The organism is Brenneria goodwinii, assembly GCF_002291445.1.
GTDB classification, from domain to species: domain Bacteria; phylum Pseudomonadota; class Gammaproteobacteria; order Enterobacterales; family Enterobacteriaceae; genus Brenneria; species Brenneria goodwinii.
The window spans coordinates 4,666,381-4,678,881 of the sequence record NZ_CP014137.1; the positions used below are offsets into that span (position 1 = coordinate 4,666,381).

The window sequence follows — 12,501 nt, forward strand, 5'->3', positions numbered from 1 at the left end:
GGGAATCGCTTACGGGAGTTAGGCGGCGGACTAAACTTGCGGCTCTTCGCCGAACAGGTCGATAAAATGCGCCAGCCGCGGTGAAAAGACGGCGCTGTGGCGGTAAAGCAGCCAGGTGCGATTATCCAGCGGCTGGCCGCTCGCGTCGTGCAATAGCTGCGAGTGTAGTTCAGGGGGAAAATCCAGGTAGTCCGCCAGCAGGGCGAACCCCAGTCCGTGCTTGACCAGCTCCAGGCAAATCTCGATTTTGTCCACCGTCATCACAATGTGCGGCGGCTGGCTGAAGAGCGAGTTCCACCAGTGGTCGATCGTATCGCCGACATAGGGATAGGGCATGCTGGAGATGCGGATCTGCGGCAGGGTCGGTAAATCGGCCAGCGCCAGCGGCTGGCGGTTGATCGCATAATAGTGGTGGCGGTCGACCACGCGCTTACTCTCTTTCCAGTGAGTTTCTTCCCGCACCAGCGCCAGATGGATTTCGCCGCTCTGTAACTGTGCGAAGATATCCTGCGACAGGCCCGTCACCAGCCGTAGCTCAACATCGGGATAACGGTCGTGGTAGCGCCGCATCAGCGCGGGCAGGCGATAGGCTGCGTAGTTGCTGTAAGCGCCGATGCGGATCTCGCCGCGTAGGCGTTCGTCCGCCAGCAGCAGCGCTTCTTTCATTTGCTGGTAGTCATTCAGTATCCGATCGGCGTAATAGACGATCTGCTCTCCCTGCGGCGTAAACGTCAGCACTTTGCCCGACATGTCGAACAACTGTACGTTGAGCTTGCGTTCAATTTGCCGCAGACGGTAGCTTAGCGCCGGCTGCGAGGTGTGCAACTGTTGGGCGGCGCGGGTAATGTTTTTCAACTCGTACACCGTGCGGATAATCAGCCAGTCTTTATCATCCATAGGCCGCCGCGCCGGGGATCAATGCCATGCGAAACGGGTGCGCCGTCATACCGTCAACATGCCTTCTGTTTCGAGGAAACGGATGATGGCTTGCAGCCCATCGCCGGTCTTCAGGTTGGTAAACGTCCAGGGGCGTTGCGGACGCATTCGGTTGGTGTCGCGCTCCATCACCTCCAGCGACGCGCCGACGTAAGGCGCCAGATCGGTTTTGTTGATCACCAGAAAATCCGATCGGGTAATGCCCGGTCCGCCTTTGCGGGGGATTTTCTCGCCTTCGGCCACGTCGATCACGTAAATGGTCAAATCGGCCAGTTCCGGGCTGAAGGTGGCGCTCAGGTTATCGCCGCCGCTCTCAACGAAAACAATGTCCAGATTGCCGAAGCGGCGCGCCAGATCCTCGACCGCCGCCAGATTCATTGAGGCGTCCTCACGGATGGCGGTATGCGGGCAGCCGCCGGTTTCCACGCCGATGATGCGTTCCGGCGCCAGCGCGCCGGCTTCGGTTAAAATACGCTGGTCTTCTTTGGTGTAGATATCGTTGGTCACCACCGCCAGCTGCCAGGTGTCGCGCATGGCTTTGCATAAGGCTTCCAACAGCGCGGTTTTCCCCGAACCTACCGGGCCGCCGACGCCGACGCGCAGCGGTTGTTTGTAATCTGACATAGCGCCTCTCAGGAACGAAAAAGTCTGGTGTATTGTGTTTCATGGCAGGCGGAGGCGATCGCCGCCAGCGGCAGCCCCGCGCCTATCTCGTCATCGTTAAGCGTCAGCGCGGCCGGCAGCAGCTGCGTCAACTGCGCGCCCAGCTCCAGCAACAGGTTCTGCGCGGACTGTTGGCCGAACGGCACCAGCTTCACGCCGGCCATGACCGCGCCTTCCAGCCAACTGTAGCCGTAGGCCAGCGCCAGTTCCGGCAGCGGAATCGCCCAGCGCGGCCCCAGCCACGCCATGCCGCACAGTTGGCTGTCCGCCAACGCATCGCGCCAGTCGGCGTCGAGTTCTGCGGTGAATCCCCAGCCGGCGAGAATGCGTATAAACGCCTGGCCGCGCTGACGTTCTTCCGCCCGCAGCTCGCTGGTTTCGCGCCCGGCCAGCAGCAGGTCGCGCCACTGGCGCAGCGCGGACGCGTCATGCCGTTCGCAGGCATGATACAGGCGCTGTAATAGCGGCCAGTCAAAGTGCGCCAGCGTATGCGTCATTTGCTGGCGCTGCCAGCGGCGAAAGCCGTCTTCGTCACGCACCCAGCCGGCTTCCACCGCCCACTCCAGCCCTTGCGAATAGGTGAATCCCCCGACCGGCAGCGTGGCGCTCGCCAGTTGCAGCAGGCGCGGCAGGCGTAAGGCTGAGGGAGTCAAATCTTCCGCGCCGCAACGGATGTCGTCGTCGCGAATAAGTCGTGCTCCTTCATGCGCCATACTTTTAATGATGCGTATGGTGATGATGGCCGTGCGCGTGCGGCGCGGCGTGATAAGCCCCGCTTTCCGGTTCGAACGGCGCCATGACGACGCGAACCTGAAGCCCCAACTGGCGCACCATGTCGTCAAGCACATGGTCGTGATGATAGCGCACCAGTCCCTTTGCTATCTGCAACGGAACGTGCCGGTTGCCGAGGTGATAACACGCCTTGGCGAGCAGCAGCGGATCGGCGCATTCCGCCTGCGAGACCTGCTCTTGGGCGGCGATGATGCGCACAATTTCTTGCCCCGCGTCGTCGCCGAGCAGGTCGCCGCCGCGAATCAACTGACCGCGATCCAGCATCAGCCCCGCTTCCCGGCCGTCGTCCAGTGTGATTCTGGCGCGGCTTTTCAGCCGGGTCGCCAGATCCAGCGTGGCGGTGGCGGTCACCGACTCGGCCTGGTTCAGACGTTGTGTGAGTAGTTTCATCAACCTTCCTTAAAACAGAAAATAGCGCTGCGCCAGCGGCAGCTCGGTCGCAGGTTCGCAGGTCAGCCGTTCGCCATTGGCGCTGACCTCATAGGTTTGCGAATCGACCTGAATATCCGGCAGCGCGTCGTTGTGCACCATGTCGCTTTTCCGCACCGTGCGGCACTGGCGCGCCACGCCGATCAGGCTTTGCAGTCCTAATGCGCCGGCGACGTCGCGTTCGGCCGCCGCCTGGGAAAGAAACGTCATGCGTGTCTGATGACGCGCCGCGCCCAGCGCGCCGAACATCGGACGATAGTGCACCGGCTGCGGCGTGGGAATGGAGGCGTTGATGTCCCCCATCGGCGCGCTGGCGATCAGGCCGCCTTTGACGATCAACGCCGGCTTCACGCCGAAGAACGCCGGCGACCACAACACCAGATCCGCCAGTTTCCCTGCTTCGACCGAACCGACCTCGTGCGCGATGCCGTGGGTGATGGCCGGATTGATGGTGTACTTGGCGATGTAGCGCTTGACGCGAAAGTTGTCGTGGCGTTCACTGTCTTCCGGCAGCGTGCCGCGCTGCATCTTCATCTTGTGCGCCACCTGCCAGGTGCGCAGCACCACTTCGCCCACCCGGCCCATGGCCTGGGAATCGGACGAGGTCATGGAGAACGCGCCGATATCATGCAGGATGTCTTCGGCGGCGATGGTTTCCCGGCGAATACGCGACTCGGCGAACGCGATATCTTCCGGAATATTGGGATCGAGATGGTGGCAGACCATCAGCATGTCGAGGTGCTCATCCACGGTGTTGACGGTGTACGGCAGCGTGGGGTTGGTGGAGGACGGCAGTACGTTCGGGCGGGCGCAGGCGGTGATGATGTCCGGCGCATGGCCGCCGCCGGCGCCTTCGGTATGGAAGGTGTGGATCGCGCGGTCGCCGATGGCGCGCAGCGTATCTTCAACAAAACCGGCTTCGTTCAGCGTATCGGTGTGAATGGCGACCTGCACGTCCATCTCCTCCGCCACGCTCAGGCAGCAGTCGATCGCCGCCGGCGTCGATCCCCAGTCCTCATGCAGTTTTAAGCCGATAACGCCCGCCGCCACCTGTTCGCGCAGCGCGCCGGGGCTTGAGGTGTTGCCCTTGCCCAACAGGCCGATGTTGACGGGCAGCGCGTCGGCCGCCTGCAACATGCGCGCAATGTGCCAGGGACCGGGGGTGCAGGTGGTGGCGTTGGTGCCGGTCGCCGGACCGGTGCCGCCGCCGATCATGGTGGTCACTCCGGAAGTCAGCGCTTCCTCCGCCTGCTGCGGGCAGATGAAATGAATATGCGAATCAATGCCGCCCGCGGTAACGATCTTGCCTTCCGCCGCAATGATTTCCGTCGCCGCGCCGATGGGGATATCCACGCCGGGCTGAATGTCCGGGTTGCCCGCTTTGCCGATGGCCCGTATGCGGCCGTCTTTGACGCCGATATCCGCTTTTACGATGCCCCAATGGTCGATAATCAGCGCGTTGGTCAGCACCAGATCCATCGCTTCGTCCGCCAGCATCTGGCCTTGTCCCATGCCGTCGCGGATCACCTTGCCGCCGCCGAACTTCACCTCTTCGCCGTAGACGGTGAGATCCTGTTCCACTTCCACCCACAGCGCCGTATCGGCGAGCCGTACCCGATCGCCGGTTGTGGGACCGAATATATCGGCGTATGCCTGACGAGAAATGCTAGTCATCGTTTTGTCCATCCAGTTTGCCCATCACCTCTCCGCGCAGGCCAAATACCCGGCGCCGGCCGGCCAGTGCCACCAGCGCGACCTCCCGCGCCTGACCCGGTTCGAAACGCACGGCGGTGCCGGCCGCGATATCCAGCCGATAGCCGCGCGTGAGGGGGCGATCGAATACCAACGCGGGATTGACCTCATAAAAATGGTAGTGCGAGCCGATCTGGATCGGCCGGTCGCCGTGATTTTCCACCACGACGCTGATGCGCTCGCGCTCCGTATTCAACGCAATGCGGCCGTCGGCGACCTGTATTTCACCTGGGATCATGCGCGGCCTCACTCAATCGGATTGTGTACGGTGACGAGCTTGGTGCCGTCCGGAAAGGTGGCCTCCACCTGCACGTCGGTAATCAGATCGGCGATACCGTCCATCACCTGATCGCGCCTGAGGATATGCCTACCGAACTCCATCAGTTCGGCCACGCTTTTTCCATCGCGAGCGCCTTCCATAATGGCCGCGCCGATCAGCGCCACCGCTTCGGGATAATTGAGGCGCAGGCCGCGCGCCAGGCGGCGTTCGGCCACCAAGCCCGCGGTAAAAAGCAACATCTTGTCTTTTTCTCTGGGGGTGAGTTCCAAAATCGTCTCCTTTTCACGTAGACCATATTCTCGGCGGCAGCGGCGGCAACCCGACGACGGCGCTGCGCAGGCCGAACCAGAGCGCTTGCTGGAGTGATTGCATCTGCCGGTTGTCGCCGGCCAATATTCTGACGATCAGCAATCCGTCCAGCAGCGTGGCGCCGGCGGGCGCGGCGCTGGAAGCCAGCAGCTCACGCGCTTTTTCCAGCGTTTCCGGCCCGGCGGGCGTTATCAGCATGGTGCCGGTCAGCGCGTAACCGGCGATACAGTCGAGATCGCCGTCGAGGATCCACAACGTTTCATGCAGCGTCGGCACGCCGTTGCGCAGCACGCGCAGCCGTGTCTTCAACTCGCCGCTGGAAAAGCGTTCCCGCATCACCGGGCGGCCGAGACAGAAGGTTTCCCAGGCGATGAGCCGGGCATTTTCTTCAAGGTAAAAGCAGGTATCCACCCGCGCTCTGGCATCGGGAAAGACAATCGTGTCCTGCGGCAACCATTCAAGGCAACTGCCGGACGCCAGATGAAACCTTTGTTGCAGGTGCGAGGTTTCGCCCGCGCTGCGATAAAACTTGGTGGCGCCCGGCGTCGTGATCAGCGCCCGCGCATCCTGCTCCAGACGGATTTCCGTACTGAGCCGGTCGCCGCCCACCACGCCGCCCGGAGGGTGCAGCAGGTACACATGGCAGGTTTCCCCCTCGGGATAGAACGGCCGCTGAATCAGCAGCGGCCCGGTATGGCGGCGCTCGGCGACGACGGTGCGTCCCGGCTGGCGGCGTAATCCGAGGTAAAGCGACGCGCGCCAACCCGCCGAGGTTTCATCCGCCGTAACCGTATCGCCGTTGTCGCTGCTAACCATATAAATGCGCCTAACTTATTGTGAATACGTCATATCGACGTCTTCTCTTCTTCACCTTGCCGCCGTCTTTCTTTGTGACATGGCAAGAGAAACGATAAATAATATTTTTTTGTTATGTCAGCGGCGGAACATTGCGGCGTCCGTTCAATGTGTCGCGCCATGTATCCCCATAAACTGCCGGATGCGCTGTAGCGCCGGGTCTTGCCCGCCGGCGCGGATCGCAGCCGGAGACGCGTCCGCCTGAATGTCGCCGTCTTCCATCAGCACCACCCGATTGGAAATCGCCAGCGCGAAATCCATCTCATGGGTGACGATCAGCATGGTCATCCCCTCCCGTGCCAGAGAGCCAATCACCTTCAGCACGTCGCCCACCAGTTCCGGGTCGAGCGCCGATGTGGGCTCATCGAACAGCATGATGTCCGGCGACAACGCCAGGGCGCGGGCGATCGCCACACGCTGCTGCTGCCCGCCCGATAGCTGATGCGGGTATTTTTCCGCATGGGCCAGCAGCCCGACTTTATCCAGCAGGTAAAGCGCCTGCGCGCGCCGCGTGGTGGCGGCGTCTGGCTGACCGTGGTAACGCGGCGCCAGCATCACGTTTTGCAGAATGCTGTAGTGGGGAAACAGGTTGAAGTTCTGAAATACCATGCCGATGCGTCGGATGCCTTGCCGCGCGGCGTCGTTCTCCCTTGGGCCGCCCGCGACGATAAACGTTTCGCCGAACAGGATGATTTCGCCCCGATCGAGACTTTCCAGTCCGTTGACGGTGCGGATCAGCGAGGTTTTGCCTGACCCCGATGGGCCGATGATGCTGATCGCTTCACCGGGCGCGACCGTCAGATTGATGCCTTTAAGCACCTGATGCCGGCCGTAAGCCTTATGAATATTTCTCATCAGCAGCGCGTTAGGTTCGCCGGGACGCGCCGTCGGCTGACGGAATACCGGCGCGCTAGCCTGCCGCCGTAGTTCGGCCAATTCGCTTTCCTCCAGCGTGCCCGGCGTGCGGGTCTGAATGTTCACCCGCCGCTCCAGCCGCTGAAACAGCAGAGTGAACAGGGAGACAATCAGGATGTAGTACACCGCCACTGCGGCCAGCGTCTCCATCACCAGAAAATTTTCCGCGTACAGGCGTTGGCCGGTCATCAGCAGTTCCGGCAGGGAGATGACCGATACCAGCGAGGTTTGTTTGACGATGGTGACGAACTCGTTGACCAGCGCCGGAAGTGAAATTCGCAGCGCCTGCGGGATCACCACCAGCCGTTGTACGCCCAGGAAGCGGATGCCGAGCGCATGTCCGGCCTCATGTTGTCCTTTCGCCACGGAGATCAAACCGCCGCGGTGAATTTCGGACATGTAGGCGGTTTCCACCAGCACGGTGGCGACCAGCCCGGCGAAAAACGCGTTGCCGAGCACCACGCCGGTCGCCGGCAACATCTGCGGCAGGTTGTAGACGAATACTACCAGCACCAGCAGCGGCACGCTGCGAAACAGCCAGATATAAGCCTGACATGCGCCGCGCAGCCAAAAGGGACCGGACTGGCGGGCGCTGGCGACGATAAAGCCCAATATCAGGCTGATAAGCCAGGACAGAATGCTCAGCTCTACCACGGTGACGCTGGCTTGCCAGAACGCCCGCATGGAAAACAGAGAAAAAAAGTAGGTCCAGTCGAAAATCATGGCGGTAGTACAACTCCCTGAGAGTATGAAATCTGATGTCGTGCGTTAACGCGCGGCGGTGTCGGTGATGCCGTAAGGCCGGTATTTTTCCAGCAGGGCGGCATATTCGCCGTTGTCGCGGATCGTTTGCAGCGCGGTTTTCAACGCGTTCAATAACGCCTGATTGCCTTTTTTCACATAGATGCCAAGCGTCTGCGGATAGATGATCTGAGGCGAGGCTATCGTCGCCCGTCCGCGGCTGCGCTCGGCGAACATACGCGCGGCGCCCGCCATCTCAACCTGCGCCTGAATATGACCCGCCAGCAGCGCCTGTAATGTCTCCGGCGCGGTGGGGTATTCTTTGACGATAATGGGCTGTTTGCCGTAGGGCAGGCAGTAATCGGCGGAGAGTTGCCGTAGCTGTTTCACCCAAACGGAGCCCTGCTGCAAGCCGACGGTCAGGCCGCACAACGCTTTTTCATGTTCCGGCATTACCTTGGCGTCCTTGCGCGCCAGAATGTAGGCGCCGGTATCGGCGTAGGGAATGGCGTCCGCCTGCGCGGTGCGATCGGCGGTGACATACAGGGCGGATATCACCGCGTCGTGTTTGGCGGCGTTAAGCCCGAGGATCAGGCCGGAAAATTGCGTATCGGCGAGCGTCAACCGGGCGTTGAGGTGTTTACTGAGCAAGGCAGCAAGCTCGGCGTCAAAACCGACGACCTGCCCGTTCTGCCAGGATTCGAACGGCGGGTAGGCGACTTCGATGCCGACCTTGAACACGCCCGGCGCCAGGGTGGGAGCGACGGATGCGGCATGGGATGATGACAGTGCGCTTGCGCCCATCGTCAGTGAAAGCAGAACGGCTAAGCGCAGGCGGCGCGGAATAATGGATGACTTCATGGCGGTGCTCCCGTAAGTGTAAAATGTATGTCGATGTTTGACGCCGCCCCTATTCACAGCTCACGCCGGTCGGCCAGCGTAAAGCGTAAGGGCCGTGAACGGCCGGAGGCTCTGGAAATGCGCGCAGTAATGCCAGGTAGAGCAGTGTCGCCAGGCCGAGCGTAACCGGCAGGCTGACGTCGATACCGCCGGCTAGGTCGCCAAATGGGCCGACGAACTGCCCCGGAATGTTGACCAGGCTCAGCCCCGCTCCCGCGCTGGGGATCCAGGCGCCGAGTCCGCGCCAGTTCCAGCCATGGTGAAACCAGTAGCGGCCGCCGCGCTGGCCGCGTGTGAAAACTTGCAGGTCATCCGCATGGTAGAAACCCCGGCGCACAATCAGCCCGATGATCATGATCACTATCCATGGTGAGGTACAGGTGACGATCAGCACCGCGAAAGTGGAAACACTTTGCACCAGATTAAAGGCAAAGCGGCCGATGAAGATGAAAGTGATTGCGGCTACGCCGATGAGGAGCGTCGCCTGGGCGCGGCTGAGCAGGCGCGGGAATATGCTCGACATGTCGAGACCGGTGCCGTAGAGGGCGGTGGTGCCGGTGGACATGCCGCCAATGATGGCGATCAGGCATACCGGCAGGAAGAACCAGATCGGAGAGACGGCCAACAGTCCGCCGACGTAGTTGTTATCCGCCACGTACTGCGGCGCATGGGTCGCCACCACCGATGCCGTGCACAACCCAAATACGAACGGGATCAGCGTGGCCAACTGCGCGGCGAACACCGCCGTCATGATGCGGATCTTGGCGGTATGCCGCGGGATGTAGCGCGACCAGTCTCCCAGAAAGGCGCCGAATGAGATTGGGTTGCTCATGGTCAGCAGTATCGCGCCGATAAATGCGGCCCAGAATCCCGGTTCGCCCAACGCCAGGCTGCCGCTAAACCCGGGATCGAACGTGCCGCTAAAGGCGAATACGCCAAGCAGGAACATTAGGCTGGAGGCGAAGACGGCGATTTTGTTGACCCACAGCATGAAGCGAAAACCGTAGATGCACACGATCAGGACGAGCATGGCGAACATCCCGTAGGCCAGGCCCAGCGTGACGTCATTTTCCGCAACGCCCAGCAGGCGGTGGGCACCGCCGATAAGGGCGTCGCCCGAGCTCCAGACAGATAGGGAGAAAAACGCCACGGCGGTCAGCAGTGACAGGAAGGAACCTACAATACGGCCGTGGACGCCAAAATGTGCGCCGGAGGACACCGCGTTGTTGGTGCCGTTGAGCGCGCCGAAGATGCCCATCGGCGCCAGGATCAGCGCGCCAGTGACGACGCCGATGATTATAGCCAGGAAGCCTGCCTGGAAAGAGAGGCCGAAGAGAATAGGGAAACTGCCCAGCACCGAAGTGGCGAAAGTATTGGCGCCGCCAAACGTGAGACGGAAAAGATCCAGCGGCGAGGCATCGCGCCGATCGTCAGGTATCTGTTCGATGCCGAAGGTTTCGATGGTCATAGGAGAATGTGACATAATCGCCTCTGATAGCGTCAAGGTCCGCGCCGTATCGCGTGACGGACGGCTGATTTCAGGTACGGTCCGGCAAGTGCTCGTGGCAGGCTAGCCGGCCACGAGCACCTCTGCCTCCGCGCTCATCGTTGCGCCACTCCCGGCAGCACACACAGCATTTCATACAGCAGGTTGGCGCCCATTTGGGCGGTCATGCCGCTAATATCGTAGGGCGGCGAAACCTCCACCAGATCGCAGCCCACCAGATTAAGTCCCCGGCAGCCGCGCACAATCTCCAGCCCCTGCACCGAGGTCAGCCCGCCCACTTCAGGCGTGCCGGTGCCGGGCGCCCAGGCCGGATCGAGGCTATCGATATCGTAAGAAAGGTATACCGGGCCGTCGCCCATCCGGGCGCGTACTTCCTCCATCAACGGCGTCAGGCTGCGGTGCCAACACTGTTCGGCCGGGATCAGGCGAAATCCCTGATCGACGCCCCACTGGAAATCTTCGCTGGTGTAACCCTGGGCCCGCTGACCGATTTGCACCACGCGCCGGCAGTCCAGCAGTCCTTCTTCCACCGCCCGGCGGAACGTGGTGCCGTGGGCGATCTTTTCGCCGAACATCTCATCGTTGGTATCCGTATGCGCATCCACGTGGATCAGGCCGACCGGGCCGTGCTTCTTCGTTAACGCGCGCAGGATCGGCAGCGTGATGGTATGATCGCCGCCCAGCGTCAGCGGGATCAGCGGCCAGTCGTTGAGCGCGGTGTAGTAGTCTTCGATGATGTCCACCGATTTCAGCAGGCTGTAGGTGTTGATCGGCACATCGCCCAGATCGCCCACTTGCAGGGAGTCGAACGGCGCGGCGCCGGTCGCCATGTTGTAGGGGCGGATCATCACTGACTCACTGCGGATATGGCGCGGTCCGTAGCGGGTTCCGGCGCGCTGGGAGGCGCCTATATCCAGCGGAATGCCGATAAAGGCGGCATCCAGACCCTGCGGGCCGTCGCTGTAAGGCAGACGCATCATCGTGGCGCGTCCGGCGAAACGCGGCATTTCGTTGCCGCCCTGAGGTTGCGGATACTGTTTTTCCATTATCACTGTTTCCCACGTCGACTACGGCCGGATATGTGCCGGCCACGGATTAGTGGGAAAATAGTGCGGTAGACGATGGGCGGGAAAAAATAGCAGAATACAAAAAATCAGTTCAGTAATTTGAAAACTAACCGTCTCTCTTCCTTGCGGAAACAGTGTGATGTCCATTGGAAAACTGCCTAATCTGCGCTTGCTGCATATTTTCGCCACCGTGGCGAAACACCAGGGCTATGCCCGCGCCCAGCAGGAACTTAACTTGACGATTTCCGCCATCAGCAACTACATGAGCGAATTGGAAGAGAAGCTGGGATTCGTACTCTGCCGGCGCGGTCGGGGTGGTTTCGCGCTGACCCCAAAAGGGGAGGCGTTTTTGCAGCAGACGCTGTATCTAATGAACAATCTGGAAAATTTTGATCGCTATACCGCGACGCTACAGGGAGAACAGGGCGGGGTTTTGCGCCTTGGCGTGCTTGACGCCACGGTCACCGATCCGGTGCTCTCCATCGCCGACGCCATCGGCCGTTTCAGCGACCGGTTTCCTTTGGTGCACATCAACCTGCAAATCAAAAGCCCGCACGCGCTGCTGCAAGGCATTCTGGATAACGAACTGGATGTGGCGGTGGGCAATTTCCCGCTACAGGGCAACAGCGTGATCGCTCATCCGCTGTACCGAGAACAGCATTGGCTGTATTGCAGCGATCAACACGAGCTGTTCGACGTGGCGCATCCAAAAGCGGCGCATGTCGCCCAGATGCGAATGGTAACGCGCAGCTACTGGAGCTCGTCGGATTTGGGCAAGCGGGGCTTCAAGCAGAGCACCGCCACCGTGGAAAGTATGGAGGCGCAGCTGCTGTTGATCCTGTCGGGAAAATATATCGGCTATTTGCCCGAGCATTACGCGCTGCCCTGGGTGCAGAGGCGGCGGCTGCGCGCGCTGCTGCCCACCGACTATGGCTATCAGGCGCCGTTTTCGCTGATCTTCCGCCGCGGGCGCAGCAAAGAAGTATTGATTCGTGCGATACGCGACCTGCTGCGTTCGTCCTCCAAGGCGCAGCGCACCCGGCTATGATGATGAAAAGGAGGCTGGCGGCCGGTGTGTTTGATCGACAAAACCAAAGGTTTTTCAGACTGCTGACAAAGCCCCTAAATATACCTCTGTCATCCTTCACGGCCCCAGCGCGGTCATTCCCGCAGTAGTAGGCGGGAATCTCCTGCTGAAACCGTAAACAGCCATTGGCTGATTCCCGCCTACGCGGGAATGACGGGTTTGGGAAGGTTTGTCATCAACCTCCAAAACCAAAGGTTTTTCTGTCATGCTTATGCCGTTCGCGGCATGGCGTGCGTCAAAGCTGAATCGTTATTTTCGCGTTTCCGGC

At 61.0% G+C, this 12,501-nt stretch carries 13 protein-coding genes; 1 reads left to right on the forward strand and 12 read right to left on the reverse strand.

The annotated features are described in order from the left end of the window. Positions 1–30: 30 nt before the first annotated feature. From ACN28R_RS20710 to speB, 12 genes are all read right to left on the reverse strand, one after another. Positions 31–897 carry a LysR family transcriptional regulator gene (locus tag ACN28R_RS20710; RefSeq protein ID WP_048637145.1) on the reverse strand — a complete coding sequence of 289 codons (867 nt, stop codon included), beginning with the start codon at positions 895–897 and terminating at the stop codon, positions 31–33. A gap of 45 nt (positions 898–942) precedes the next feature. Next, positions 943–1,560 (reverse strand): urease accessory protein UreG, encoded by a 618-nt coding sequence (gene ureG / locus ACN28R_RS20715; protein WP_048637146.1) that lies wholly within the window; start codon positions 1,558–1,560, stop codon positions 943–945. Positions 1,561–1,568: 8 nt separating this feature from the next. Continuing rightward, entirely contained in the window at positions 1,569–2,312 is a 744-nt protein-coding gene (locus ACN28R_RS20720) for an urease accessory protein UreF (RefSeq protein ID WP_095835364.1), read from the reverse strand. Positions 2,313–2,316: 4 nt separating this feature from the next. Next, positions 2,317–2,781 (reverse strand): urease accessory protein UreE, encoded by a 465-nt coding sequence (gene ureE / locus ACN28R_RS20725; RefSeq protein WP_095835365.1) that lies wholly within the window; start codon positions 2,779–2,781, stop codon positions 2,317–2,319. 9 nt (positions 2,782–2,790) lie between these two features. Beyond that, a complete protein-coding gene (gene ureC / locus ACN28R_RS20730; protein ID WP_095835861.1) occupies positions 2,791–4,494 on the reverse strand; it encodes an urease subunit alpha in 1,704 nt (567 codons plus the stop codon). Next, positions 4,487–4,810: an urease subunit beta gene (locus ACN28R_RS20735; protein ID WP_048637149.1), complete on the reverse strand. Its 324-nt coding sequence runs from the start codon at positions 4,808–4,810 to the stop codon at positions 4,487–4,489. The genes ureC and ACN28R_RS20735 overlap by 8 nt, the downstream gene beginning before the upstream one ends. A gap of 8 nt (positions 4,811–4,818) precedes the next feature. Continuing rightward, the gene (ureA, locus tag ACN28R_RS20740; RefSeq protein ID WP_048637150.1) at positions 4,819–5,121 is read right to left on the reverse strand and encodes an urease subunit gamma; all 303 of its coding nucleotides are present in this window, start codon (positions 5,119–5,121) and stop codon (positions 4,819–4,821) included. A 13-nt stretch (positions 5,122–5,134) separates the two neighbouring features. Further along, positions 5,135–5,977, reverse strand: coding sequence for an urease accessory protein UreD (locus ACN28R_RS20745; RefSeq protein WP_095835366.1), 843 nt, complete (start codon positions 5,975–5,977; stop codon positions 5,135–5,137). A gap of 144 nt (positions 5,978–6,121) precedes the next feature. Further along, a complete protein-coding gene (locus tag ACN28R_RS20750; protein ID WP_048637152.1) occupies positions 6,122–7,654 on the reverse strand; it encodes an amino acid ABC transporter permease/ATP-binding protein in 1,533 nt (510 codons plus the stop codon). Positions 7,655–7,699: 45 nt separating this feature from the next. Continuing rightward, positions 7,700–8,533 (reverse strand): ABC transporter substrate-binding protein, encoded by an 834-nt coding sequence (locus tag ACN28R_RS20755; protein ID WP_095835367.1) that lies wholly within the window; start codon positions 8,531–8,533, stop codon positions 7,700–7,702. A gap of 49 nt (positions 8,534–8,582) precedes the next feature. Then, positions 8,583–10,055, reverse strand: a complete 1,473-nt coding sequence (locus ACN28R_RS20760) for a purine-cytosine permease family protein (protein WP_095835368.1) — start codon at positions 10,053–10,055, stop codon at positions 8,583–8,585. A 119-nt stretch (positions 10,056–10,174) separates the two neighbouring features. Further along, positions 10,175–11,125 carry an agmatinase gene (speB, locus tag ACN28R_RS20765; protein ID WP_048637154.1) on the reverse strand — a complete coding sequence of 317 codons (951 nt, stop codon included), beginning with the start codon at positions 11,123–11,125 and terminating at the stop codon, positions 10,175–10,177. 160 nt (positions 11,126–11,285) lie between these two features. Between speB and ACN28R_RS20770 the strand changes: the two genes are divergently transcribed. Beyond that, positions 11,286–12,194 (forward strand): LysR family transcriptional regulator, encoded by a 909-nt coding sequence (locus ACN28R_RS20770; RefSeq protein ID WP_048637155.1) that lies wholly within the window; start codon positions 11,286–11,288, stop codon positions 12,192–12,194. Positions 12,195–12,501 lie beyond the last annotated feature (307 nt).

Coding starts and splice junctions, on each gene's coding strand:
- ACN28R_RS20710 (WP_048637145.1), bottom strand. CDS start 897: ATGGATGATAAAGACTGGCTGATTATCCGCACGGTGTACGAGTTGAAA.
- ureG (WP_048637146.1), bottom strand. CDS start 1,560: ATGTCAGATTACAAACAACCGCTGCGCGTCGGCGTCGGCGGCCCGGTA.
- ACN28R_RS20720 (WP_095835364.1), bottom strand. CDS start 2,312: ATGGCGCATGAAGGAGCACGACTTATTCGCGACGACGACATCCGTTGC.
- ureE (WP_095835365.1), bottom strand. CDS start 2,781: ATGAAACTACTCACACAACGTCTGAACCAGGCCGAGTCGGTGACCGCC.
- ureC (WP_095835861.1), bottom strand. CDS start 4,494: ATGACTAGCATTTCTCGTCAGGCATACGCCGATATATTCGGTCCCACA.
- ACN28R_RS20735 (WP_048637149.1), bottom strand. CDS start 4,810: ATGATCCCAGGTGAAATACAGGTCGCCGACGGCCGCATTGCGTTGAAT.
- ACN28R_RS20745 (WP_095835366.1), bottom strand. CDS start 5,977: ATGGTTAGCAGCGACAACGGCGATACGGTTACGGCGGATGAAACCTCG.
- ACN28R_RS20750 (WP_048637152.1), bottom strand. CDS start 7,654: ATGATTTTCGACTGGACCTACTTTTTTTCTCTGTTTTCCATGCGGGCG.
- ACN28R_RS20755 (WP_095835367.1), bottom strand. CDS start 8,533: ATGAAGTCATCCATTATTCCGCGCCGCCTGCGCTTAGCCGTTCTGCTT.
- ACN28R_RS20760 (WP_095835368.1), bottom strand. CDS start 10,055: ATGTCACATTCTCCTATGACCATCGAAACCTTCGGCATCGAACAGATA.
- speB (WP_048637154.1), bottom strand. CDS start 11,125: ATGGAAAAACAGTATCCGCAACCTCAGGGCGGCAACGAAATGCCGCGT.
- ACN28R_RS20770 (WP_048637155.1), top strand. CDS start 11,286: ATGTCCATTGGAAAACTGCCTAATCTGCGCTTGCTGCATATTTTCGCC.